This is a genomic window from Marinobacter sp. LA51 (assembly GCF_030297175.1).
GTDB classification, from domain to species: Bacteria; Pseudomonadota; Gammaproteobacteria; order Pseudomonadales; family Oleiphilaceae; genus Marinobacter; species Marinobacter apostichopi.
The window spans coordinates 299,829-325,118 of sequence record NZ_AP028070.1 but is presented as its reverse complement, the minus strand read 5'-3'; the positions used below and the strand labels follow the sequence as shown (position 1 = coordinate 325,118).

Annotated in this window: 20 protein-coding genes and 1 riboswitch; of the genes, 6 read left to right on the top strand and 14 right to left on the bottom strand. The window is 59.6% G+C overall.

Annotated elements, in window-relative coordinates; translation table 11 throughout:
• Window positions 1-12: 12 nt before the first annotated feature.
• Window positions 13-1,815 (bottom strand): TonB-dependent receptor domain-containing protein, encoded by a 1,803-nt coding sequence (locus QUE89_RS01390; protein WP_286221516.1) that lies wholly within the window; start codon window positions 1,813-1,815, stop codon window positions 13-15.
• A 137-nt stretch (window positions 1,816-1,952) separates the two neighbouring features.
• Window positions 1,953-2,177, bottom strand: a riboswitch (cobalamin riboswitch).
• A 141-nt stretch (window positions 2,178-2,318) separates the two neighbouring features.
• Here QUE89_RS01390 and QUE89_RS01385 point away from each other — a divergent pair.
• Together QUE89_RS01385 and QUE89_RS01380 are read left to right on the top strand one after the other, a co-directional pair.
• Window positions 2,319-4,196 (top strand): putative nucleotidyltransferase substrate binding domain-containing protein, encoded by a 1,878-nt coding sequence (locus tag QUE89_RS01385; protein ID WP_286221515.1) that lies wholly within the window; start codon window positions 2,319-2,321, stop codon window positions 4,194-4,196.
• On the top strand, window positions 4,186-4,911 hold the full coding sequence (locus QUE89_RS01380; RefSeq protein WP_286221514.1) for a 3'-5' exonuclease: 726 nt from the start codon (window positions 4,186-4,188) through the stop codon (window positions 4,909-4,911). Before QUE89_RS01385 ends, QUE89_RS01380 begins: the two co-directional genes overlap by 11 nt.
• Before the next feature lie 36 nt (window positions 4,912-4,947).
• Here the strand turns inward: QUE89_RS01380 and msrB are convergent, their stop codons facing one another.
• From msrB to QUE89_RS01355, 5 genes are all read right to left on the bottom strand, one after another.
• A complete protein-coding gene (msrB, locus tag QUE89_RS01375) occupies window positions 4,948-6,144 on the bottom strand; it encodes a peptide-methionine (R)-S-oxide reductase MsrB (RefSeq protein ID WP_286221513.1) in 1,197 nt (398 codons plus the stop codon).
• Window positions 6,145-6,239: 95 nt separating this feature from the next.
• Window positions 6,240-7,745 (bottom strand): sensor histidine kinase, encoded by a 1,506-nt coding sequence (locus QUE89_RS01370; RefSeq protein ID WP_286221512.1) that lies wholly within the window; start codon window positions 7,743-7,745, stop codon window positions 6,240-6,242.
• A 3-nt stretch (window positions 7,746-7,748) separates the two neighbouring features.
• Complete coding sequence (locus QUE89_RS01365; RefSeq protein ID WP_286221511.1) at window positions 7,749-8,450, bottom strand: response regulator transcription factor; 702 nt, start codon at window positions 8,448-8,450, stop codon at window positions 7,749-7,751.
• 35 nt (window positions 8,451-8,485) lie between these two features.
• Window positions 8,486-8,788 carry a hypothetical protein gene (locus QUE89_RS01360; protein WP_286221510.1) on the bottom strand — a complete coding sequence of 101 codons (303 nt, stop codon included), beginning with the start codon at window positions 8,786-8,788 and terminating at the stop codon, window positions 8,486-8,488.
• Window positions 8,789-8,983: 195 nt separating this feature from the next.
• The gene (locus tag QUE89_RS01355) at window positions 8,984-9,961 is read right to left on the bottom strand and encodes an NAD(P)H-dependent flavin oxidoreductase (RefSeq protein ID WP_286221509.1); all 978 of its coding nucleotides are present in this window, start codon (window positions 9,959-9,961) and stop codon (window positions 8,984-8,986) included.
• 55 nt (window positions 9,962-10,016) lie between these two features.
• On the opposite strand from QUE89_RS01355, the gene QUE89_RS01350 reads away from it, so the two are divergent.
• Window positions 10,017-10,598 (top strand): QsdR family transcriptional regulator, encoded by a 582-nt coding sequence (locus tag QUE89_RS01350; protein WP_286221508.1) that lies wholly within the window; start codon window positions 10,017-10,019, stop codon window positions 10,596-10,598.
• 41 nt (window positions 10,599-10,639) lie between these two features.
• Here the strand turns inward: QUE89_RS01350 and QUE89_RS01345 are convergent, their stop codons facing one another.
• The 4 genes from QUE89_RS01345 to QUE89_RS01330 all read right to left on the bottom strand — a co-directional run bounded on the left by QUE89_RS01345 (window position 10,640) and on the right by QUE89_RS01330 (window position 16,385).
• Complete coding sequence (locus tag QUE89_RS01345; RefSeq protein WP_286221507.1) at window positions 10,640-12,055, bottom strand: aldehyde dehydrogenase family protein; 1,416 nt, start codon at window positions 12,053-12,055, stop codon at window positions 10,640-10,642.
• 39 nt (window positions 12,056-12,094) lie between these two features.
• Complete coding sequence (locus QUE89_RS01340) at window positions 12,095-13,279, bottom strand: acetyl-CoA C-acyltransferase (RefSeq protein WP_286221506.1); 1,185 nt, start codon at window positions 13,277-13,279, stop codon at window positions 12,095-12,097.
• 20 nt (window positions 13,280-13,299) lie between these two features.
• A complete protein-coding gene (locus QUE89_RS01335; RefSeq protein WP_286221505.1) occupies window positions 13,300-15,393 on the bottom strand; it encodes a 3-hydroxyacyl-CoA dehydrogenase NAD-binding domain-containing protein in 2,094 nt (697 codons plus the stop codon).
• A gap of 197 nt (window positions 15,394-15,590) precedes the next feature.
• Window positions 15,591-16,385 (bottom strand): IclR family transcriptional regulator, encoded by a 795-nt coding sequence (locus QUE89_RS01330; RefSeq protein WP_238942213.1) that lies wholly within the window; start codon window positions 16,383-16,385, stop codon window positions 15,591-15,593.
• Window positions 16,386-16,703: 318 nt separating this feature from the next.
• On the opposite strand from QUE89_RS01330, the gene QUE89_RS01325 reads away from it, so the two are divergent.
• Window positions 16,704-17,633: a 2-hydroxyacid dehydrogenase gene (locus tag QUE89_RS01325; protein WP_286221504.1), complete on the top strand. Its 930-nt coding sequence runs from the start codon at window positions 16,704-16,706 to the stop codon at window positions 17,631-17,633.
• On the opposite strand, the gene QUE89_RS01320 is transcribed toward QUE89_RS01325, so the two are convergent.
• Window positions 17,619-18,905, bottom strand: coding sequence for a hypothetical protein (locus QUE89_RS01320; protein ID WP_286222944.1), 1,287 nt, complete (start codon window positions 18,903-18,905; stop codon window positions 17,619-17,621). The two genes, QUE89_RS01325 and QUE89_RS01320, sit on opposite strands and share 15 nt — an antisense overlap.
• 277 nt (window positions 18,906-19,182) lie before the next feature.
• Between QUE89_RS01320 and QUE89_RS01315 the strand changes: the two genes are divergently transcribed.
• Together QUE89_RS01315 and QUE89_RS01310 are read left to right on the top strand one after the other, a co-directional pair.
• Complete coding sequence (locus QUE89_RS01315; RefSeq protein WP_286221503.1) at window positions 19,183-20,388, top strand: 3-oxoadipyl-CoA thiolase; 1,206 nt, start codon at window positions 19,183-19,185, stop codon at window positions 20,386-20,388.
• 21 nt (window positions 20,389-20,409) lie between these two features.
• A complete protein-coding gene (locus QUE89_RS01310; RefSeq protein WP_286221502.1) occupies window positions 20,410-21,585 on the top strand; it encodes an acyl-CoA dehydrogenase in 1,176 nt (391 codons plus the stop codon).
• Here QUE89_RS01310 and QUE89_RS01305 read toward each other — a convergent pair.
• From QUE89_RS01305 to QUE89_RS01295, 3 genes are all read right to left on the bottom strand, one after another.
• The gene (locus QUE89_RS01305; RefSeq protein WP_286221501.1) at window positions 21,570-21,866 is read right to left on the bottom strand and encodes a hypothetical protein; all 297 of its coding nucleotides are present in this window, start codon (window positions 21,864-21,866) and stop codon (window positions 21,570-21,572) included. The genes QUE89_RS01310 and QUE89_RS01305 overlap by 16 nt on opposite strands.
• A gap of 87 nt (window positions 21,867-21,953) precedes the next feature.
• Window positions 21,954-23,306 carry a DUF1329 domain-containing protein gene (locus QUE89_RS01300; protein WP_434784117.1) on the bottom strand — a complete coding sequence of 451 codons (1,353 nt, stop codon included), beginning with the start codon at window positions 23,304-23,306 and terminating at the stop codon, window positions 21,954-21,956.
• Window positions 23,307-23,347: 41 nt separating this feature from the next.
• Window positions 23,348-25,276 (bottom strand): DUF1302 domain-containing protein, encoded by a 1,929-nt coding sequence (locus tag QUE89_RS01295; protein ID WP_286221499.1) that lies wholly within the window; start codon window positions 25,274-25,276, stop codon window positions 23,348-23,350.
• Window positions 25,277-25,290: the final 14 nt, after the last annotated feature.

Below are 25,290 nucleotides of genomic sequence, written 5' to 3'. Positions count from 1 at the left end.
GGCTGAATCCTGTTATTGGACGAAATCATACCGTACCGACAGGAACACGGTACGGCCAGAGCTGATAAAGTCGGTGTTGTCGAAACGCTTGGCCGTGCTGTACTCCCGGTCCAGAACGTTGTCCACTGTTAGCGAGGCCAGCCAGCCCGGTGCCATTTCCCTGGACGCCCGCAGATCCCACACGCCAAAGCCAGCGATGCGCTCGCGCCCTATGCCGAACAGATCCTCATAGCGCTCGCTTTCAGCGCGCACGGTGGTGCCCAGCACCCAACGACCCAGCTCCTTGTCCAGATCCACCCGCACGGTGTTTTCCGCCCGACGAATTAGTTGACGGTCATCCTCGGCATTCTCATAGTCGCCAACCGTGGCCGCTGCCTTCAGCGTCCAGCCCTGGGCCTGCCAGCCACCACTGAGTTCGACGCCGCGCAGGCGGGCCTCCGGCACGCTGCCGGCGGCATCCTGTGACGGCAGGGACAGATCCTCAACATCGGTATGGAATACGGCCATATCCCAGAACCAGCGCACGTAGCGGCCTTCGATACCGACTTCGTAGCTCTTGGCTTCCTCCGGCTCCAGATCCGGATTGCCAAATCCGGGGAAGTAAAGATCATTGAACGACGGCGCTTTGAACGACGTACCAACGCTGGCCCGCACCCGGTGGTTGCGATCAAGCTCATAACCGACGCCGGCACCCCAGGTGGTTTCCTTGCCATAGGCTTCGTTGTCATCGTTGCGCAGGCTGAAATGGGCGTCCAGCGGCCCAAAGTTCAGCAGGGCCTGGCCAAACACCGCCGTGTTGGAGCGACTGGATTCGTCGTAGTTGGTAGTACTGTCGACCCGATCAACCAGGTGCTCGGCGCCGAGCACCAACTCATGAGTGCCAACGGTGAACCAGTTTTCCAGGCGGGAACTGCGGGTCTGGGTGTTGAACTCACCCGGGAAGCTGCTGAAGTCCTCGAGCTCGTCGCGGGCATCGGAGAACTGGACCACGGAGCGCCAGGTGCTGGTGATGGGCACTTCCAGGTTCACACCTGCGGTCTGGAACAGGAAGTCCTCTTCACCGCCGTCATACTCGGTGGTGCCCCGGGCACCGAGGAAGGTAAAGCCGGCCCGCACACCGTTGCTGAACTCGTGGCTGGCACTGGCCACGCCGGAGGTGTTGTCGTAACCCTTGTCATCGCCGCCTTCAATAACCGGAGCACCATCGGTCCGGAAATAATTGGTGGCCACATTGATGCGGGAACCACCTTCCACCGACGAGACGCCGGCACCGTACTGTTGGCTGTCGAGATTACCGGCACCGGCATTCAGCCAGCCCCGGGTGCCGTCCTGGGTTGGTGTGGTAAAGGCCTGCACGACCCCGCCGACGGCATCAGCACCGTAAAGGCTGCTGCGGCTGCCACGGACGATCTCGACCCGGTTAATGAGTTGCGGCGGAAGATACTGCCAGGCGGGACCACCCACCGTTGCGGAGCGAATACGAATGCCGTCCACCAGCAGAATCGATGCATCCGAGGCGTTACCGCGTAGGAACACGCTGGTCTGTTTGCCGTAGGAGCCATTGCCCACTACCGAAACACCGGGCTGGGAGGCAATCACCTCACGAAATTCCTTGGGCTGCTGACGCCGGATTTCTTCCTCTTCAATGACGGTGACCGATGACAGGCTTTCACCCACTGTTTTCGGGCCCAGCGTAGCGGTAACCACGATGGGATCCATCAGGTCCGGATTCTGATTGGTCTCGGCTGCAACAGCGAGTGGCAGGGTAAGAAGAGAAAGGCCTGCGATCTTGGCAGGAAAAGGACAACTAGCCATGTGTACTTGCTCCGTATTCCGCGCGCACCCGCACGGGAATTATCGTTATTGTTGCGGAACAGGTAGACAGGGGCGGGCGGTGGTCTGGCAAGGAAGCTGAAACCGGGGAATCGCCCACCCACAGTCGCCCACCGCAACGTCGGGTGTTTTTGCAGGCCGGTCTCCGGGCTTGCAGGCGGAGCCCATGACGGGTTCCCGGGCAATCACCTTCCCATGCCAAAGCACAGTGGCGCATCAGATTGCCGTTATCCTGCTTACCGTTGCGGGGGCAGCATCAGACTTTCCGGCTCACAGCCGAACTCACCGATTTCCCGTTTCACCCGTCGCGCTTTGCGACGGACACCTACAAAAGTGGCGCAAGGCTAGCAACGTAGCCGTGAAGGGTCAACGAAATACATCATACGGTCTCCATGCACGCTAATCGTCTGACATGGCTCCGGCACAGTGACCCTGCTATATTCCTTTCTTTACAATAACTTTCCGCACACCGAGCAGGGAGTGTTATGCAGGCCGAGCTCATCGACATCCGCAACCACATGGCCAACTACCCGCCGTTCGATGAAATGTCCGAGGAGCTGCTCGACCGGGTGGTGGGCACCATTGAGGTGGAGTATTTTCGCGCCGGCACCAGCATCCTTGAATTTGGCAAGGCCAACCACTGGCTGTATTACATTCGCAGCGGTGCGGTGGAAATCTACCGGCGCTCCGGAGAGCTGTATAACCGCATCGGCGAAGGTGAAATGTTCGGCCAGTTCGGCCTTTTGATGCATCAGAAGGTACGTTTCCCGGCCAAGGCCCTGGAAGACACCCTGATCTACCGGTTTCCTGAGGAAATCTTCCGTCTTCTATTCGAAAATGATGACAACTTCGCCGATTTTGTCGAAGTTGAGGATAACTCCCGGCTTCGTTCGGCACTCTCCCGCCGCGAGAAGTCAAATGAACTGATGACTTCCAAGGTCACCCGATTGATTACCCGGGAGCCAGTATCAGCGCCCTGCACGGTACGCCTGCAGGAAGCCGCCCGGATCATGACCGACCAGGGCGTCTCGGCGTTGCTGCTGATGGAGGAGAACAAAGGGCATACCGATCTGAAAGGCATCATCACCGACCGGGATCTACGCACGCGGGCACTGTCCGAAGCCCTGCCCTCGGAAACGCCCATCAGCGACATCATGTCCGAAGATCTGATTACCATTCGAGACACCGCCTTTATCTTCGAAGCCATGCTGACCATGCTGCACAACAACGTGCACCACCTGCCGGTGATGGACAAACACGAGGTTCGGGGTGTGATTGCGCTGTCGGACATCGTCAAGTACGAGAGCCAGAGCAGCCTCTACCTGGTCAGCAACATCTACCATCAGCAGGATGTTCGGGGCCTGCAAAAAATCAGCCGGGACGTGCGCGACAGCTTTGTCCGCATGGTGAACGAAGACGCCAACTCCCACATGATCGGCAGCGCCATGGCCGGCATCGGCCGCAGCTTTACCCAACGGCTGCTGGAGTTGGGCGAGGAGAAACTGGGGCCACCGCCGGTTCCCTACTGCTTTATGGCACTGGGCTCCATGGCTCGGGACGAACAGCTGGTGGTCACTGACCAGGATAACGCCATGATCCTGGACGACAGCTTCAACCCCAAAGAGCACGATGAGTACTTCCTGGCGCTGGCCAAGTTCGTCAGTGACGGCCTGGCCGAGTGCGGCTACACCTACTGCACCGGCGACATCATGGCCACCAACCAGAAGTGGCGTCAGCCGTTGAAAGTCTGGAAGGGCTACTTCACCGACTGGATCGAGAATCCCAAGGCTGAGGCGTTGCTGAACAGCAACATCTTCTTCGATCTGGACGGCATCTACGGTAAAACCGATTTCGCCGAAGACCTGAAGACCCTGGTGGCGGAGAAGGCCAGCAACAGTCAGCGCTTCCTCACCATGATGGCCCGCAATGCCCTGAACCGGACGCCGCCGATCGGCTTCTTCCGCAGCTTCGTGCTGGAAGAAGACGGCCAGCAGCGCAAGAGTTTCAACCTGAAACGCCGGGGTACCGCGCCGCTGTCTGATCTCATCCGGGTGCACGCCCTGGCCTGCGGCTCCCGGGCCCAGAACTCGTTCGAACGCCTGAGAGCTATTGGCAATACCAAGCTGCTGCTTGATGATGACCTGGGTAACTTACGGGATGCCCTGGAGTTCATTGCCATTGTCCGGATCCGGCACCAGGCCATTGCCATCGAGGAAGGCCGGGACCCAGATAACAATGTGCATCCGGAAGATCTGTCACCATTCGAGCGCAGCCACCTGAAAGACGCGTTCCAGGTAGTGAGCAATGCCCAGAAATTCCTGCGCTTCCGCTACAACGCCGGGGTGGGACGCAATGTCCCGTAAAGCAGCCGTGGTCTCCACCCAAACTCCCGACTGGTCCGAGCGCTTTGGTGCCCTGGCGGGCGAAGCCCGCCACCCGCGGCTCAAAGAGTACTATGCGGCCGGCTGCATCGCCCCGGACACGCCCATCAGCGACGTGCCACTGGTCGCGATGGATTTCGAAACCACCGGCCTGAATCCGGACCAGCATTCTATCGTCAGTGTCGGACTGGTGCCCTTCAGCCTGAAGGGGATCCAACTGGGGGCCGGGCGGCACTGGGTGGTTCGGCCGCGCCTGCCACTGCATCAGACCTCCATCGAAATCCACGGCATCACCCATGCCGACATCGCCAAGGCACCGGACCTGGAAGATATCCTGGACCCGATGTTTGAGATGCTCCGGGGCCGGATTCCGGTGGTGCACTATCGCAGTATTGAGCGGAGATTCCTGGACGTTGCCCTGAGATGGCGGCTGGGCGAAGGCATTGAGTTTCCAGTGCTGGACACCATGGCCATCGAAGCGCACCTGCACCCAAACCGGCGCCCGACACGGTGGCAGCAGTTCCGGGGCCAGAAACCGGTGTCGATAAGGCTGGCCGATAGCCGCATTCGCTACGGCCTGCCCCATTACGCCGCCCACAATGCCCTGATCGACGCTATCGCGACGGCCGAGCTGTTGCAGGCGCAGATCCATCATCACTTTGGCCCAGAGGCCCCGGTCCGGGACCTCTGGCTCTAACGGTGGGATTGGACTGCGGTAGTTAGTTGGAGAGCATTAGCTGCGCTGGCCACCGGTGACGTCATCGATGTACTCGGCGTAGCCCCGCGCTTCCATGTCTTCCAGTGGGATGAATTCCATCGCTGCAGAGTTCATGCAGTAGCGCAGACCGGTCGGCGCCGGGCCATCGTTGAATACGTGACCCAGGTGCGAATCGGCGTGGCGGCTGCGAATCTCGATCCGGGTCATGAAGAACGATTTATCTTCACGCTCCACCACAACACCGGACTCGATGGGCTTGGTAAAGCTGGGCCAGCCAGTCCCGGACTTGTACTTGTCCCGGGATGAGAACAACGGCTCTCCCGATACCACGTCCACGTACAGACCAGGTTTCTTGTTATCCCAGTAGCGGTTATTGAACGCAGGTTCGGTGCCATCTTCCTGGGTGATCTCGAACTCCATGTCGCTCAGCCGCTGCTTCAAAACCTCGCGGTCCGGCTTCACGAAGCGCTGGGCATCAAAACCGGCGCCAGCCCCGGAGTTAGAGGCCTTGGTCATCCCGCCAGGCTGATACTGGGAGAAATCCAGCTCATAGTTCTCGCCATAAACCTTCTCGATGAACTGATAGCGCCCGGAATTGAAGGTGTAGAAGTTGTACCTCACCGGATTCTTCTTGTAATAGTCCTGGTGGTACTCCTCAGCGGTGTAGAACTCGGTGAATGGCACAATCTCGATCACCACCGGCTTGTCGTAGACTCCAGAGGCCTGCAGCTCAGCCTTGGCCGCTTCCGCCAGGCGCTTCTCTTTCGCGTCATGGTAGAAGATGGCGGGACGATACTGCTGGCCCCGGTCGACAAACTGGCCATTGGCATCGGTCGGGTCCATCATCCGCCAAAGCCCTGCCAGCAGGCCTTCGTAGGTAATCTGATCCGGGTCGTAGTAGACCTGCACGGCTTCGGTATGGCCAGTCTGTCCGGACGCTACCTGCTTGTAGCTGGGGTTGGGCTCTTCACCACCGGCGTAACCGGAGACCGCCTCAACTACGCCAGGAATTTTCTCGTAACCGGATTCCACGCACCAGAAACAGCCACCCGCAAAGGTGGCAACCGCCAGATCCGGGTTATTGGGGGCGAACTCGGTGTCTTTTTCGGCCCGCGTCTCGGCACTGGCATGGGTTAGGGTCAGGGACAGCGCAAGCGTACCTGCGGCGCCCACTAACAGCGCAGTGGCCATGCCTATGAATTTGCCTTTCATACTTTATCTCCTGTGACTGGTTTACTGACTCCAGCCTAACGTGCTGCCTTCACAAAACCTTCTGATGTTTCTTACGAATCTATAACGACACAGGTTTATTTTCCGGGCAGCCAGACCTGAAACTCGGCACCGGCAGACGTGCCATTCTGCACCGATAGCTGACCTTTTTGCAGTTGCGCCATGCGCTGGGCAATGGCCAGACCCAGGCCGGCGTGGCCCGTGCGGGCGGCATTGGCGGCCTGGTAGAAGGGCTCGAACAATTGGGCCAGGTCATCTTCGTTGATGCCCGGGCCGGCGTCCGCCACGGTGACACGAGCGCCGCCATCGGCACCCTGCACCGCCAGGGTCACCTGGCTGTCGGCAGGGGAATGGCTGACGGCATTACTGATCAGGTTATCGAGAATTCGCTCGGTCATGGCAATGTCCGCCCGCACCATCACCGCATCGGCAGCAGCGATAACCATGCCCACTCCGGCGCGCTCAGCTTCAGGCTGGTGTTTCTGCACCACATCGTGGACCAGCTCAGCGATCAGGAAAGGCTCCGGCACCGGCTGTTTTTCCCGGGCCTCCAGCGCCGCCAACTCAAACAACTCATCCACCAGCCGGCCCAGGCGATGGGTCTCCGCGAGCGCGACTTTCAGAAATCGTCCGCGCTCAACCGGGCTGAGGTCGTCCTGCTTCATCTGCAGGGCTTCGAGATATCCCTGGATAGAGGCCAAGGGCGTACGCAGATCGTGTGACACCTGCGCCACCAATTGCCGGCGCTGATGGTCCTTGTCCTTGAGCAGATCAAGCTGGCTGGCAATGCGCCGAGCCATCTGTTCAAACTGCGCGGCCAGGTAATCGATATCATCGCCCCGCTCCGGGACGCGCTCGGCGTCAGGGTTGGCATCAGGGTTGGCATCGGGGACGGCATCAAGGGCTGCCTCGCCATCGCCGGCTTCAAAACGCTCCACCCTCTCGGTCAGCCGCGACAGTCGCCGGGTCAGCAGACGGAAAAACACCAGGCCCGCCAGCAGGCCCACAAACAGGCTCACTGCCAATGCACCGGCGCCCATTTGCAGCAGCCGTTCGCTGTGGACCATGCTTTCAGCGGCGTCATACTCCTCACCGCGCAGCACCACATAGAGATACCCAGTGGGGTTGGCGTTGGTAGGCACCGGAGTCACGGAGAATACTTTGCGCCGGTCATGGCTGCGTGGATCATCCCCCGGCAGGGGGTAAGCGCCCGGGTCCGCCAACAGGGTTTGAATCGGGGCCAGTGAGACCCGGTTACGCTTGATTTTGTCGGGATCCGCGGAATAGGACAGGATGCGGCCCTGTCGGTCCAGCAGGTAAATCTCGATGCTCGGGTTGATTGTCATATACAGCCCGAACAACTCCTTGAGCGCCGCCCGGTTAAGCTCGCCATCGGTCACCAGGTTGCGGTCGGTCACCAGGCTACTGGCCAGATCGCGATTTAGCTCCTGATAGACGGCTCCGGTGTATTCCCGCACAGAGTAGAGGCTGAGCATGGTGAACAGGCCACCAACTATCACCAGCAGCAGGAACAGGCCCAGAGCCAGTCGGGCGTAGAGGGTACGGAATAGCGATGGCGCCATGGATCAGTCCATAAACCGATAACCGACGCCCCAGACCGTCTGAACGTACCGGGGCGCGGCCGGGTCGGTCTCGATCTTGTTACGAAGCCGGTTGATGTGAGTATTAACGGTGTGTTCATAGCCTTCGTGGTTATATCCCCAGACCGCATCAAGCAGCTGGGCCCGGCTGAACACCCGGCCACGATGGCAGGCAAAGTGCCAAAGCAGATCGAATTCCCGGGCGGTCAGATCCACTTCCCGGTCATCCACAAAAACCCGGCGCCGGACCGGGTCCACCCGCAAACCATCTATTAACACCTGCTCCGTTTCCGGCGCGGGGTCTGGCTTGGCCGACAGGGCGTCAATCCGGCGAAACAGGGCTTTGATCCGCGCCGCCAGTTCGGCCACGCTGAAGGGTTTGGTCAAGTAATCATCGGCGCCCATTTCCAGCCCGAGCACCCGGTCCAGTTCGCTACTCTTGGCGGTCAGCATCAGCACCGGCACATAGCCCGCACCGGAGCGAATACCCCGGCAGACCCCAAGCCCGTCCAGGCCCGGTAGCATCAGATCCAGGATAACCAGATCAATTCCGCCCTGATTGAAGCGTTCGAGGCCATCGTCACCGCGATCGACAAGAATGGCGTCCATGCCCAGGTCGGTGACCTGCATTCGCACCAGCTCGCCGATTCCGGGGTTGTCCTCAATGATCAGTACGGTTCGTGTCATGGTTCCCTGGCTCTGATTCCGTCCTCGGAAAATAGTTACTCCATGGTGTCTTTGTCGCCCATGGATTCTTCTTCCATCGACATATCGTCCATGTCCTTGTCCATGGTGTCGTCCATGCCCTTGGCATCCATGGCGTCATCTTTCATACCGTGCCCCATGTCATCAGCCATGTCATCCTTTTCCATGCCCTTCTCAGACATGCCCTGCTCAGACATACCCTGCTCCATGGCGTCATCGCTCATCATGCCATCGTCGTGCTTCATTTCGTCGCCAGCGACAGCAAACAGCGCAAACAAACTCAGGCTGGTTACGGCAAGCATTCGGGTCAGATTTCTCATTGTGATCTCTCCTTGTGATTCGTCAGTCGGCGCCGGCACGGCGTGCTGGCACGACTGGGAGAATGGCAGGTGCCGCTCACGGCAGGATCACAAACGCTTAAAGAGTGTATAGCGGAACTATCACAAAACCTTCACGCCCGTGAGGGATACAGCGGGCGTGATGGAGTTTAGAAAGGGGCTGGCTCTTGCCCAGCGTTAGGCCAGGAAGCCCGTCAGACGCTTACGAACAATTTCCTCGGCGTCAGCCATGATCCGGCTGATCAGCTCTTCACAGCTGGGAATGTCGTGAATCAGGCCGGCCACCATGCCGCAACTCCAGGCTGCCTCGTCCATCTTGCCTTCCTGCAGCACCAGCCGGCCTTTCACACCGGTGACCAGGTGGCGGATGTCGTCGATGGTTTCGGCCTCACCTTTTTCCTTTTCAATCCGGATGATTTCGTCAACCGCGGCGTTCTTCATCACCCGCTCGGTGTTGCGCAGGTTGCGCATGATCAACTTGGTCTGAAGTTCATCGGCTTCGACGATGGCCTGTTTGACGTTGTCGTGAATCGGGGCATCCTTGGTCGCCAGAAAGCGGGTGCCCATGTTCATGCCTTCGGCGCCCAACGCCATGGCCGCAACCAGGCTGCGACCGTCGGCCATGCCACCAGACGCCACAAAGGGGATGGTCAGTTCCTCGGCCGCCCGGGGCAGCAGGATGAAATTGGGAATGTCATCCTCCCCCGGATGGCCGCCGCACTCGAAGCCATCAACACTGACGGCATCACAACCAATACGTTCGGCCTTCAGGGCATGGCGCACCGAAGTGCACTTGTGGATAACCTTGATGCCTGCCGCTTTGAGCTGGGGCATGTACTGTTCCGGGCTACGGCCGGCGGTTTCCACCGCCTTGACGCCACCTGCGATGATGGCGTCAATGTACTCCGGATACGGCGGAGTATTGAACGACGGCAGGAAAGTCAGGTTGACGCCAAAGGGCTGGTCGGTCATTTCGTGGCAGCGAGCGATTTCCCGGGCCAGATCCTCAGGCGTCGGCTGGGTCAGGCCGGTAATGATTCCCAGACCTCCGGCATTGGAGACAGCCGAGGCCAGTTCGGCATAGCCCACATGGTGCATGCCACCCTGGATAATCGGGTAGCGCGTGCCGAACATTTCAGTGATTCTGGTCTTCATAGCGGCTTTCCTTTTTTGTGTTTAGAATGGCTGCAAATCACCACATGAGGTTTCAGTGACCGAGCAAACACCAACCCGAGCAACACCGGCGGACGCTCTGAAGCGGGCCCGACGCATGTGGCTCAAGGGCGAACGCATCCACCTTGCCGCCCTGTCGGACGAGCTCAGCATTGGCCGGGCCACCCTGTTTCGCTGGGTGGGCAACAAGGACCTGCTAATCGGTGACGTCCTCTGGTCGCTGTACGACCCCCTGCGCCAGGAGGCACTCAGGGCCACCCCCGGCACCGGGATCGACTATGTGGTGGGTGTCTATCGGCACATCAACTCCACCGTGCTGCACTTCGGGCCCCTGCGGCAGTTCATCCACCAGGATCCGGAGTACGCGCTGAAAATTCTGACCTCGTCCCAGTCCACCTTGCGCAGCCGTACCGTCGAGGCCAACACCCGGCTATTGAAAGACCAGGTGGCTCGGGGCCAGATCACGCCACCGATGAATATCGAAAGCTTGTCTTACTTCATGATCCGGCTGGCCGAGTCCTGCCTGTACAGCGACATCCTTGGGGGTCGAGAGCCCCGGGATGAAGAGCTGGAAGACGCATGTACCGCCGTTCGGATTTTGCTGGGTGGCAAGGCCTGAGTTCCGGGTCCGGAGTCTGGCCCCCGAGCCGACTTCGGGTGTTACATCTGGAGTGATCGCACTTCCAGGAATTCTTCCAGGCCCCATTTGCCGAATTCACGGCCGAGGCCTGAGTGGCCGAAGCCGCCGAACGGTGCCTGAGGGTTGAACGCGCCACCGTTAACGAAGACCTGGCCGGTGCGCAGTTTGCTCGCAACCCGCTTGGCGTTGTCCTGGTCGGCCGACCAGACTGCACCGGACAGACCGTAGGCGGTGCCGTTGGCAATTTGGATGGCGTCGGCTTCATCGGTGTAGGGAATGATGCTCAGTACCGGGCCGAAGATTTCTTCCTGGGCAAGGCGGCTGTCCGGTTTGACGTTGCCGAACACCGTGGCCTGCACAAAATAGCCCTGATCGCAGCCTTGCGGCGCGTCTGGACCGCCGGCCACGAGGGTGGCGCCTTCTTCGATACCCAGTTTGATGAAATCCATCACCTTGTCGCGCTGTTGCGCCGAGGCCAGCGGCCCCAGGCGGGTGGTTTCTTCCAGCGGATTACCCGGAGTCATTTTGGCTACCGCGGCGGCCGCCAATTCACAGGCTTCGTCGTGCCGATCCGCCGGCACCAGCAGGCGGGTTAACGCGGTGCAGGTTTGCCCGGAGTTGAGCAGGCAGTTGTTTACCGTGCCTTTCACCGCGGCTGCCAAATCGGCGTCCGGCAACACCACCGAGGCAGACTTGCCGCCCATTTCCAGGGCAAAGCGTTTGAAATCTTCAGCGGCTGCGTGGGCAATCAGGCTACCGGTGCGGGTTGAGCCGGTGAACGACACCATGCGCACGTCCCGGTGATTGATCAGAGTGTCGCCGACCGTTTCGCCAAGACCACACACCAGGTTGAACACACCTTTGGGCAGATCGGTGCCATCGAGAATCTCCGCCAGAATGTAGGCGCTCTGGGGAGCAATTTCGGACGGTTTCAGCACCACGGTGCAACCGGCGGCGATGGCCGGAACGATTTTCAGGATGACCTGGTGCAACGGGTAGTTCCACGGCGTAATACAGCCCACCACGCCCACCGGCGCATACTGCACTTCCGAGTTCTTCACCTGCTCGGTAAAGGCAAAGTCCGGCAGCAGTTTCAGGTAGCTCTTGGTGATGGTGGCGGGCAGCCCGGCCTGTATGCCGGTGGCCAGCTTGATCGGCATGCCCACTTCCCGACAAATGGTTTCGGCGATCTCGTCACTGCGGGCTGTCAGGCCCTCGTGCAGTTGTTCCAGTACTTTCAGGCGCTGCTCAAGCGTGCTCTCTGACCAGGTCTCGAAGGCGTCATGGGCGGCGGCGATGGCCTGTTCCATAACCACACGGTTGGACGATGGCACCTTGGCAAGCACCTCGCCGGTGGCGGCCTCGTGGACATCCAGGGTGTCACCACGCCAATCAACCCACTGTCCGTTGATGTAATTCCTGCTCAGATCGTTCATGCCTTTGCTCCTGATTTACCCGTCACAATGAGAATGCATTTACACCACTTCGAACAGTCCGGCTGCACCCTGGCCTCCGCCAACGCACATGGTAACCACCACATACTTGGCACCACGGCGCTTGCCTTCAATCAGGGCATGACCGGTCAACCGGGAGCCGGTCACCCCATAGGGATGACCTACTGCAATGGAGCCGCCGTTCACGTTGAGCTTTTCCATGGGAATGCCAAGACGATCCCGGCAGTACACCACCTGGGACGCAAACGCCTCGTTCAGCTCCCACAGATCGATGTCGTCCATGGTCAGACCATTACGCGCCAACAAACGCGGAATCGCAAACACCGGTCCGATGCCCATTTCGTCCGGCTCGCAACCGGCCACGGCGAAACCGCGGAAGATGCCCATGGGCTCGATGTTATTCTTCTCGGCATAGGTGCTGTTCATCACCGTACATACGGACGCACCGTCAGACAGCTGGCTGGCGTTGCCGGCGGTGACAAACTGATCCTCGCCCCGAACCGGGTCCAGGCCCTGCAGGCCTTCAAGTGTCGTATTCGGGCGGTTGCACTCGTCCCGATTCAAGGTGACGTCGCGTTCACTGACCTCGCCGGTTTCCTTGTTCTTCACCAGCATGGTGGCGTCGAATGGCACAATCTCATCGTCAAACCGGCCCGCTTCCTGGGCTGCGGCTGTACGCTGCTGGGAGATCAGGGCGTATTCGTCCTGGGACGCGCGGCTGACCTGATAGCGCTGCGCCACGATATCCGCCGTTTCGATCATCGCCATGTACAGCTCAGGCTTGTGCTTCATCAGCCACTCGTTGCGGGCATGGAAGCTGTTCAGCTTGTCGTTCTGCACCAGCGAGATGGATTCCACGCCACCGGCGACCATGGCCGGCACTTTCTCCGACACAACACGCTGGGCAGCGATGGCGATGGACTGGAGCCCGGAACTGCAGAACCGGTTGATCGACAGACCTGCCGTCGTCGCCGGCAATCCGGCCCGCAGGGCGGCCAGGCGAGCGATGTTCTTGCCCTGGGCGCCCTCGTGGAAGGTGGCACCAAGGATCACGTCCTCAACGATATCCGGGTCAATCCCGGCACGCGCAACCGCGTGCTGAATCACATGTCCGGCCAGGTCGACACTGTGGGTGTTATTCAGGGCGCCCCGGTAGGACTTGCCCAGGCCGGTGCGCGCGGTGGAAACAATAACTGCTTCAGACATTTCAGATAGCCTCAGTTCGTTCAGAGATCAGCGAAGGATTTGCCTTCCGCCACCAGACGCTTGAGCAGAGCCGAAGGCTTCCACTGATCACCACCGATGTCGTCGTGGTACTTTTCCACGGCATTCAGGATGGTATCCAGGCCCAGCTGGTCGGCCCAGAACATGGGGCCACCCCGGTACGCCGGGAAGCCGTAACCGAAGATCCACACCACATCGATGTCCAGAGCCCGATCGGCGACGCCCTCTTCCAGAATCTTGGCGCCTTCGTTGATCATCACGAACATGCAGCGCTCGAGAATTTCCTGATCGGTGATGTCGCGCGGAGTAATGCCCTGTTCCTTGCGGAAGTTGGCAATAATGGCGTCGACAGCCGGATCAGGGATCGGCTTGCGACTGCCTTCCTCGTAGCGATAAACGCCGGCCATGGTCTTCTGGCCAAGGCGGTCCTGTTCGGCGAGTTTGTCCATCCAGCTCAGGGGCACATCCTCACCGGAGTTGCGGCGCTCCTGGCGGATCCGATATCCCACGTCGATGCCAGCCAGATCGGACATGGCAAACTGGCCCATGGGGTAGCCCAGGTCAGTCAGCACCTTGTCCACCTGCTGCGGTGTTGCACCCTCGTTAACCAACGCCATGGCTTCGGCACCGCGCTTGTGCAGCATGCGGTTGCCAACAAAGCCGTAGCAGTTGCCAACCAGCACACCCACTTTCTTAATCTTCTTGGCCACCGCCATCACCGTGGCTTTAACCTCATCCGAGGTCTTGCTGCCACGCACGTTCTCCAACAACTTCATCACGTTGGCCGGGCTGAAGAAGTGCATGCCGACGACATCTTCCGGGCGCTTCGTGGCCGAGGCGATCTCGTCGATATCCAGGGTGGAAGTGTTTGATGCCAGGATAGCGCCGGGCTTACACACGGCGTCCAGCTGGGCGAAGATTTCCTTCTTGATGGCCATGTTCTCGAACACCGCCTCGATCACCAGATCGACGTCCTTGAAGGCGTCGTAGCTGAGGCTGCCGGAGATCAGCGCCATGCGCTCTTCCACCTGTTCGGTGGTGATACGGCCTTTCTTCGCGGAGCTTTCGTAGTTCTTGCGGATGATCGCAAAGCCCTTGTCCAGAGCTTCCTGCTTCACTTCCACGATAGTGACGGGAATGCCAACGTTAGCGAAGTTCATGGCAATGCCACCGCCCATGGTACCGGCACCGATGATGCCGACACTGTTAACGTCGCGCACCGGGGTGTCTTTGGCCAGACCTTTCACCTTGGATACTTCACGCTCGGCGAAGAAGGCGTGGATCAGTCCGCCGCGCTGGGGCGAGTCCATGCACTGGACGAACAGTTCACGCTCGCGTTTCATGCCTTCATCGAATGGCAGGGTGACCGCGGCTTCCACCGCATCCACACACTTGAACGGCGAGAACAGGCCACGGGCCTTTTTCTCCAGTTGGGCGCGGAACTCATCAAATACCTCACTGCCCTGATCGGCGGCGATCTTGTCGGTCAGGTCCCGAACCCGGCGCACCGGCTTGCCTTCATCGGCAATGCTGTTGGCAAAGGCCAGGCCGGCGGCCCTGATGTCGTCACCCTTATCAACGGCATCAACAATACCCAATTTCAGGGCGTCGCCGGCACCGACAAACTCACCAGTGGTGATCATTTCCAGGGCCTTGCGGGCACCGGTCAGGCGCGGCAGGCGCTGGGTTCCGCCGGCACCGGGCAACAGGCCCAGCTTCACTTCCGGCAGGCCAACCTTGGCGCTGCTCAGGGCAATCCGGTAATGACAACCCAGGGCCGTTTCCAGGCCACCACCGAGGGCGGTGCCATGAATCGCGGCGACCACAGGCTTGTCACTGTTCTCGAAAACATTCATGACTTCAGGCAGCGATGGCTCCTGAATGGGCTTGCCAAACTCGCGAATGTCCGCGCCGGCAATAAAGGTACGACCTTCACACACCAGCAACAGCACCTTGGCCTCGGAATCCTTCAGCCCTTGCTCAAGCGCGGCCAACAGGCCGGAACGAACCGCATGGCCCAGGGCATTCACCGGTGGGTAGTCCACAGTAATGACGCCAACGGTGCCTTCACGGTTATAAGTTACGACCTCAGACATAATCTCTCCTCGCCTAATATGGAATATAGTTTTAACAAGCGAAACTTGAGTACGATTTAATAGTAGATCTTGCGGGGTTTCAACCATCAATTAAAGACCAGGCACAAAAAAACCGCAGAGTTTCCTCTGCGGTTTTTGCGTTGGCCTACTGGGCCAGGCCGTTCACGGGGGTGTTTGCAGCCCTGTGGCTGCAGCGATCACACGCCCAGGGATTCGATATCACCAGCCAGCATGGCCAACTGGTGGGCGATGGACCCACGCAGCTTCTCACCGGACACCAGGTACGATGGCGCGGCACAGGTCAGCGCCATAATGGTGCCGTCCTGCAGGTGAATGGGCACGCCGGCAGAGTTGATGTTGCGATCCCACTCGCCCAGCGAGAGGCAGAAGCCGTGCTTCTCGTAATCTTCCCGGGCGCGCTCGAGCCCCTCTTTCTTTTCGAGCCAGCCCTCGGCTCCGTATTTCGCTTCCATGGCATCGTCGATAACATGACGCGCCTTATCGGTAATGGCGCAATAGTAAGCACGGCCAGCGGAGGTGGTTGCCATCGGCAGCTTCAGGCCGATGTCCATGCGCAGCAGGGAGGCCTCCGGCGGCAGGCGGTTCTCCACGTAGATCATGTGCAGGCGGTCCCGGCAGGTCAGGCCAATGGACATATTGGTCTGGCGGGCAAACTCATCCATGTAAGGCTTGGCGAGCTGACGCACCTTCAGGTTCGACACATAGGCGTAACCCAGGGCCAGCACACCGGAGCTGAGCTGGTACTTCTCCAGCTGTACGTTGTAACTCAGGTATCCCAGCTTGGTGAGGGTGTAGGTCATGCGCGAAACAGTGGGCTTTGGCAGTCCGGTAATCCGGGCGATATCCTGGTTGCCCAGGATGACCGAGCCCTGACTGAAGGCGCGCAGAACGTCCAGGCCTCGGGACAGCGCCTCCACGAACTTGCGGTCTTTTTCCGGCTTTACCGGCTCGCCGTCACCGGACGCAACCATCAGTTCCGGTGAGGTGGATTCTGCTTTCGACATAAAGGGGCGCCCTCCGACAGCGTCGCCTGATCAGGTATCCGGGATATAAGTCCCATAAATAGAAAAGATGCAGCATTTTAATCGTTCGCAAAGTCAGGTACCACAGACTCACGTCAAAAAACGTTCAATTTTCGTGCCGGTTTTGAAACACTATTCCCTAATGTCTCAAGCTAACAGGCCACTTTTGTAACATTCGCCCGTAATCACTGGTACTTTTCGGGATAATATTCTGCCAAGCAGAACAGCATAACGAGATCATTCCGCTTTTTCGAACACGGAGGCTTCATGAAAGTGCTATTCGTCGCCGGGGACCCCAAACCCGAACGCTGGACCCAACCCATTCAGGCGCTTCTGCCCGAAGCCGAGGTTGTGACCTGGGATCCGAACGGCAAGCCGGTTAACGCCGACTACGCCATTGTCTGGCGCCCGACAGCGGAACTGTTCGCCCGGGAGCCGCACCTGAGAGCGATATTTAACCTCGGCGCCGGCGTCGACGGCCTGATGTCGCTGCCAGAACTACCGGCCGACCTCACGGTGGTTCGCCTTGAGGATGCCGGCATGTCGGTGCAGATGGCAGAGCACGTGATGCACCAGCTACTGGAAATCAGTCGCAACATGCAGGTGTACCGGGCCCAACAGGATCAGAACCAGTGGCAGCTTCACCGCCCGATCAAACGCAGCGAATGGCCCATTGGCGTCATGGGCATGGGCCAGATTGGCAGCCGCGTTGCCAGCACCCTGGCCAGCCTCGATTATCCAGTGAATGGCTGGGCGCGCAGCGAGCACTCGTTGGCAGGCGTCACCACCTTTGCCGGCCCCGACGGGCTGGCGCCCTTTCTGCAGGCCTCCCGGGTATTGGTGAACACCCTGCCGCTCACGGGCGACACCCGGGACCTGATTAATTACGACGTGCTCAGCCAGCTCCAGCCCAATTCGGTGGTTATCAACGTCGGCCGGGGCGAACACCTGGTGGAACAGGACCTGCTTAAAGCTCTGGATGACGGGCGGGTAGCCCGGGCTTCCCTGGACGTATTCCGGCAGGAGCCACTGCCTGCGGATCACCCTTTCTGGCAGCATCCGAACATCATCGTCACGCCCCACATCTCGGCGCGCTCGCTACGGGAATCGACGCTGGAACAAATCACCGCAAAAATCCGGGCCCATGCCCAGGGCGAAACCATCACCGGCGTGGTTGACCGGTCACTGGGCTATTAAGGCCAGGAACGCCAGCAACAGCGGTACGGCAATGACCACGAACAGGCCGTTCCAGCGAAAGGCCACCTTCCAGCGGGAGACCTGACCGAACCGGGACAACAGCATGACCGAGGGGCCAAACGGTGACAGCATCATCGCCAGCGAGAAACCAATCACCAGGGCCACCGACACCGGCAACGGGTCCATGCCCTCGGCCACCAGCTGCGGCAGCAGGCCGGCGAGTATGCTCAGGACCGTGATCGGAATGATGCCGATGGCCGACATCATCGGCAGTATCAGCAAGCCGGCGGCGGCAAGCAGGAAGACACCACCGTCAGCACTGGCCAGCCCACTGAGGGCATCGCTCGGGATAACGCTGGAGAGGGCCACGCCCAGGATGGCAGAGGCCGCAAAAATCCCCATTTCATTGCTCATGGAGACGACCTGCTCGGCACTCTCCCGGACAATGGCCGCCGGGGCGCGCTCCTTCCACAGCATGTACAACAGGGTAATGGCAGGCACCGCCAGCATCGCCGCGGCAGACACCTTCAATCCGGTCAGTACCACCAGCACCGCCATCGCGGTGAACACCACCAGCATCAACACCAATAATCCCAACGCGCCGGCAGGCCAACGCTCCAGGGCTACCCGCTCGGCACTGACCTGCCGGAACCGGCGCTGCTCCAGCAGCCAGCCCAGCAGGATCAGACCGACGGCAACGAGGGCACCAAACGGCAACAACGTCGACCAGTTTAGCGCTGGCAGCTCGCGGGTCAGAATGGCCACGGCGACACTGGTCGGGGCCACTAATGGCACCAGGGCAAAACCCCGCAGCACACTGATCAGGACACTGCGCAGCCAGCGCAACCGGGATTGGCCGGTTATGCCCCGCTCACGCAGGGTCTCGGACAGGGTGCCGCAGAGCAGATTCATCATGCCGAAATTCAACACCGAGGCGACGCCACAACTCACTACCGCGTATTTCGGGTACAGCCAGAGTGGGCGCCCGCCGAGCAGCACATCGTGAATCTGCCGCAGCACCTCGAAACGCCGAACCAGGCACTGCATCAGCCCCAGGCTACCCAGAAATGCCGCGTAAAAGCCGGCGTCGGCAGCTGCCTTCAGCAGTTGCGGTACGGCGAGCTGGCCGTCATAAGTCAGCCACGCGGTGACCGACAGCGCCACCAATAAAAGACCACGGGAATAGCCCTGCAGCCGCCGACCGGCAAACAGGAAACCAACCAGGAACAGCCCTCCGGCCAGCGCGCTGAGGGGTTTGCTGGCCACGCACATGGCCAGCAACTGCAACGCCACGGCAATGGTCAGTAACCAGTGCTCAATACCTTTTGTTCGAAGTTCTGAGCTCGTCACACCGAACCCAGTGATGGAAGCTTAGTGACTGCTTGCATTTTAAACACACCCGGATTAGTCTTTTCGGAACTCATTACAAAACTCTGTTTCGCTGAATGAAACTATATTAGCATAAATAACATGGTTTGCCCGGCGACTATCTTCGCCGGTTTAATCCGCCCACAATGACATACAGTCGCTTTAAATAGAGGAAGCCGCCATGAGCGCGTACATCTACGATGGCCTGAGAACCGCTTTCGGCCGTCATGCCGGTGCCCTAGCCAAAGTCCGTCCCGATGACCTTCTTGCCAGCGTGATCAAAGCCCTGGTGGAGCGCAACGCTTTCGCACTCGACGCCTATGAAGACGTAATCGCCGGTTGCACCAACCAGGCCGGCGAAGACGCCCGCAATCTGGCCCGCCACGCCGGCTTATTGGCCGGCCTGCCGGTTGAGACTGGCGGCCTGACGGTTAACCGCCTGTGCGGCTCCGGCCTCGCGGCGATCATTGATTCCGCCCGTGCCATCCGCTGTGGCGAAGGCGAGCTGTTTGTTGCCGGCGGTGCCGAGAGCATGAGCCGGGCGCCGTTTGTCATGGCCAAGAGCGAGTCGCCTTTCAGCCGCGACTTCCGGGCTTTTGACAGCACTATTGGTGCCCGCTTCCCGAACCCGCGCATCGAAGCCGACTTCGGCTCCGACAGCATGCCGGAAACCGCCGACAACATTGCCCGGGAACTGAATCTGGATCGGGAACTGGTGGACCAGTTTGCGGCCCAGAGCCAGGCCCGGTTTGAAGCCGCCCGCCAGGACGGTTTTTACGACAACGAAATCCTGCCCATTGAGGTACCCCAGGGCCGCAAGAAGCCGGCCATTACCGTGAGCGCCGACGAGCATCCGCGGCCTCAGTCCACGGCGGAAGCCCTGTCCGGCCTGCGCCCGCTGTTTGAGGGTGGCGTGGTGACTGCAGGCAATGCTTCTGGCATCAACGACGGCGCTGCGGCGCTGATCATCGGTTCCCTCGAGGCTGGCGAGCGTGCCGGCATCCAACCTCGGGCGCGCATTGTGTCGTCGGCCATCGCCGGCGTCTCGCCCGACGTTATGGGCTATGGCCCGGTACCCGCCAGTGAAAAAGCCCTGGCCCGGGCCGGTCTGACACTCAAGGATATGGACGTTATCGAAATTAACGAGGCCTTTGCTGCACAAGTCCTCGGCTGCACCACTCGGCTGGGTATTGATCCAACCGATTCGCGACTGAACCCGAACGGCGGCGCCATTGCAGTGGGTCACCCACTGGGTGCGTCCGGCGCTCGTATCGCTCTCACCGCGACCCGCCAGCTAGAACGCAGCGGCGGGCGCTACGCGCTGATCAGCATGTGCATTGGCGTAGGCCAGGGCATTGCTGCTGTTATCGAACGCGTTAACCACTGATTTTTACTGAGGAGAAACACCATGGCTCTGGCTTCTGCACCTTGGGATGACCTGCTGCAATTCGACAAGCAACTGGACGAGACCGAACGTCAGGTCCGTGACAGCATCCGCAGTTTCTGCGACCAACGCCTGATGCCCGGCATTATCGAGGCTAACCGGCACGAAACCTTCGACCGTACCATCTTCAACCAGATGGGCGAACTGGGCATGCTCGGCGCTACCCTGCCGGAAGAGTACGGTGGCCCGGGCCTGAATCATGTCTGCTACGGTTTGATTGCCCGTGAAGTCGAGCGGGTTGATTCAGCGTACCGCTCAGCATTGAGTGTTCAGTCGTCGCTGGTCATGCACCCGATCTACTCCTTCGGCCAGGAGGCTCTGAAAAAGCGCATCCTGCCCAAGCTGGCATCCGGCGAACTGGTCGGCTGCTTTGGCCTGACCGAGCCCAATCACGGCTCCGATCCTGGCGGCATGGAAACCCGCGCCAAGAAAGTTGATGGCGGTTACCTGGTGAGCGGTTCCAAGACCTGGATCACCAACTCCCCCATTGCCGACGTATTCGTGGTCTGGGGCAAGCTGGATGGCAAGGTCACCGGCTTTGTGATCGAGCGCGAAGGCGCCAAGGGGCTGGATACACCCAAGATCCCAGGCAAATTCTCGCTGCGAGCCTCGGAAACCGGCTCCATCTTTATGGACGAGGTGTTTGTTCCTGAGGAGAATAAGCTGGATGTGGAAGGCCTGAAAGGTCCGTTCAGCTGCCTGAACAAAGCCCGTTTCGGCATTAGCTGGGGTTCGTTGGGTGCGGCTGAATTCTGCTGGCATGCAGCTCGCAGCTATACTCTGGAGCGCATCCAGTTTGGCAAGCCGCTGGCAGCCAATCAGCTGATCCAGAAAAAACTGGTCGACATGCAGACGGAAATCACCCTGGGCCTGCAGGGCGCACTGCAGCTAGGCCGGATGATGGACGATGGCACCGCCACGCCCGACGCTATCTCACTGCTCAAACGCAACAACTGCGGCAAGTCCCTGGACATTGCCCGGGTTGCCCGTGACATGCACGGCGGCAACGGCATTGCCGACGAATACCACGTGATTCGTCACGTAATGAACCTTGAGGCCGTCAATACCTACGAAGGTACTCACGACGTTCACGCCCTGATCCTTGGCCGCGGCCAGACCGGCATTCAGGCCTTTAGCTGAACCACGTTCACATCGGGTGCAAGAGCCAGCAGGGTGTTACACAGCTCGCAGTCTGGCTCTTCGCACTCGGTGATCGAGTGCTGCACAAACTGCCGGGCACGCTCCGGCTTTTCCTTTCTTAATACTCCGGTACAGATCGTCACGTGACGGTAGAGCGCCTCAATGGCCTCCAGTCGTGACCGATAGGGACCAAGCTCCGGAATTTCCCGGGTCTTCACGACCCACTCCCCTTCCCGAGTCAGCATGCGTTTGTCGATCTCGACCAACGGTCGGCTACCCATGATTCCAATCATCGCTTGTTACCTCCGTTAACCGACTAACCCCGGGAGCGGAAGCCGCTGCCGGGGTCAGTCACTATCAATACGCCATCAGCGCACGCCAGACCGGCGCAGAGCTGCAGGGGTGTATTCCCGCGAGCTGCGCTCGGTGCCGTATACGTATGGCTCATCTTCTTCGTTGGTCAGACCCATCAACAGGTAGCGACCAGACAGCAGGTCGTACAGGGATTCAAAGGCATAGGCCGGGATATTGACGTCGTACATCTGCATCGTGTGCGCTTCAGCTACGCGCCACAGGTTGCCACGACCGTCGTAGTGATCGATCAGTGAGATCTGCCAGGAGTCCTCATCAATGAAGAAGTCACGCTGCTCGTAAACATGACGCTCTTCGTCCTTCAGGGTCGCCTTGACGTGCCACACACGGTGCAGCTCGTAACGAGTCAGGCTCTGGTCAACGTGACCTGGCTTGATGATGTCCTCGTAGTCCAGCTCGGCACTGGCGGCACGGTAGGAGTTGTACGGGATGTAGATCTCTTTCTTGCCGACCAGCTCCCAGTTGTACTTGTCCGGGGCACCGTTGTAGAGGTCGAGGTTATCAGCGGTGCGCTGACCGTCAGCCGCAGTACCCGGACCGTCGTAGGCGACGTTCGGTGCGCGACGCACACGACGCTGGCCGGAGTTGTACAACCACGCACGACGCGGCTCTTTAACCTGGTTAATGGTCTCGTGTACCAGCAGAACGTTACCGGCCAGACGCGACGGTGCAGTAATGGCCTGCTTGAAGTAGAACATCACGTTTGGATCTTCGGACGGATCGTAATCAGACAGCGCGACCCGCTCGGTGAACGACTCGGTGAATTTCACCTCACTGAAGTCACCGTTGGGCTGAGGGGTAACCTGGGCCACGTTACGGTCAATCGAACCGCCACGGTAGCGAGTGAGATGGTTGAAAATGACTTCCAGACCGTTCTGGGGAATCGGAAATGGTGTCGCGGTCTGATAATTCTTCATGCCGTTACCACTTTCCACCAACTCAACCTGAGTGGCATTTTCAACGGTCTGCTGCATGGTCTTTTCAGGGTAAGTCGCGGTACGACGAGTCTGATAGACCGGAATGAAGTAGTCATCATAGGTCTTGATCATCGCGACCTGGCCCGGCGTCAGGTTCTCCGAGTACTCATCCACGTTGCTCTGGTCAATTCGGAAAAGTTCCTTGTCCTCAGGGAACGGATCTACGTAGCGGCCGTCGTCCTTAAAGCCCGCCGGCGGCTGGGTCAAACCACCATCCCAGGCCGGAATTTCATCACCGTTACCGGCTTTAGTGGCGCCGATTGGCGTCAGGGTATCGCCAAGCTTCGCAGCTTCCTCGGCGGAGACCGCCGCGAGGGCGGAGCCCGAGGTCAGCAGGGCGCTGGCTACAGCGCCGTACATCAGGGTTCTCATGGTGTTCATTGGGTCAACTCCTTTTATGAATCGTTGGTTGCTTAGAATGAGTAGGAGACGGAGGCCGCGATGAAGTCACGATCGTTGGTCTCGTTGTAATCGCCGCCAAAATAGTTGGTGTAACTGATGTTGGCTTTGTAAGCGTTCTGGTAAGTGGCCTCGAGCCCCAGACCGATCGACTTGTTGCCTTCCTTGAAGTTGCCGCCTGGATCCGGCGCATAACCTTTCACGTCGTGCGTCCAGAACAGTTTCGGGCGCATGTTGATACCGGCCACGGCATCCGGGTAATCCCAGACAAACAGGGTCCGGTAACCCCAGGAGAAGGAGGTGGTAAAGCCGTCATTGCCGCAGTTGGTCGGATTGATATTCAGACGGGTCGGATCGCCAGCTTCACGTCTTCTGCTGTCTTCATTGCCAGTCGCCGGGCCGTCGCTGCAGAAGTCGCCGGTAAAGCTTTCGCCTTCCAGGGGAACCGAGCCAACACCGTAGATACCGGAACGGCCATAGCGCGCTTCAGACTTGTCTGGCAGGTCGTGCACGTAGGTCGCACCAACTTCAGCCACGATGATGAAACGGGCCGCACCCATCACACGGTCGATGAAGTGAATCGCGGTGGCCTGGGCCTGGGATACGCCGTAACGGTCATAGCCATCAACCGCTGTACCTGCGTAAGTCCCACCTTTTTCCTGACGACGCTGTTCCAGCTTACTGATCACCTGGCCGTCCGGACCGCGCTGCTGCAAGCCGCCGTAGATCAGCTCAAAGGTGTTCCACTGGATCGGCATGTTCGGACGGTAGCTGTACTCCGCGCCGAGCGATGTGCCGGTTGGCAGCGTGGTGTTGATGCTCACGCCGTACAGGTCGATACCCTTGGGGTACTCGATGAAGTAGCTGGGGAACCGCGAAGACGGCTTGGACGGATCGTACTGCTGGGTTTCGTCCGCATCCTCGGGGTTGTTCACCACACCACTGATGTACGGCAGGCGGCTGTGGTAGCGGGTGTAGAACACACCAAGCTCAGCGTTGAGATCGGTTGCGAAGTAGCGTGCTGCCACACCGAACTGGTCCTTGTCGCCGGGCTCTTTATCGCCCAGACGAGGCGCGATGAAGCCTTCTTCAAAGGCCTGGGAATCAGGCACCTGACCAGCCAGCAGTACCGGGCCACAGCCGTCGGCGGCAACGTCAGCAGAGGAGAAGAACGTGCCGCAATCATCAATGCGGAACGGCTCCCAATCGGTCTGGACAAAGGCTTCGACGGTAATTTCTTCGGTGACACCTGCTGAGGTGTAGAGCATCTCAACCGGCAACAGTACGTCTTTCAGCTCAGCGCCCGGGGCGCGGAACGCCGGTACATCGATCGGGTTGATGGCATTGATACCACCCAGGATGAAGGTACTCTCACCCCAGTTAACGACTTGACGGCCGTAACGGATGGATACCGGGGTATCGCCAAAGTACCAGTCGGTGAACACGTAGGCGTCCAGCAGATCAACGCCGGACGCGTTGTCTTTCGCCTCAGGGTTCAGCTCACGCTGCTGACCCACCGGGTCAGTTGCCCGCGGGTTATCCTTGAGCTCGAAGTCGTAGTAGTAGCTGGCACGAGCCAGTGCGCCAACCCGGGTCAGGGTGTCGCTGTCTGGCGCGTAGTCCAGAAACAGCTCACTACGGCCACGGACGATGGTGGAGTAGGGATCGTTTTTCTCGAAGTTGAGGTTACCGTCGTCGAAGTTGTTGGACGATGCGCCGGTGTCACTGAACGCGAACTCTGGGCCAAGGTTACCCTGGCTGATCAGGCTCTTGTCCTGATCTTCCAGGCGGTAGGCGGTACCCACTGTCAGTGTGGTGCTGAAGGAGGCATCAATCTCGTAGATGCTGAAATCGAAGGCTGCGGCCGTGGCCGAAAAGCAGGCCAGCTTTACCGCCACTGCCAGACGAATCGATTTGGGCAGTTTGGAGTTTTTTGTTGTCATTGCGTTTGCTCCGC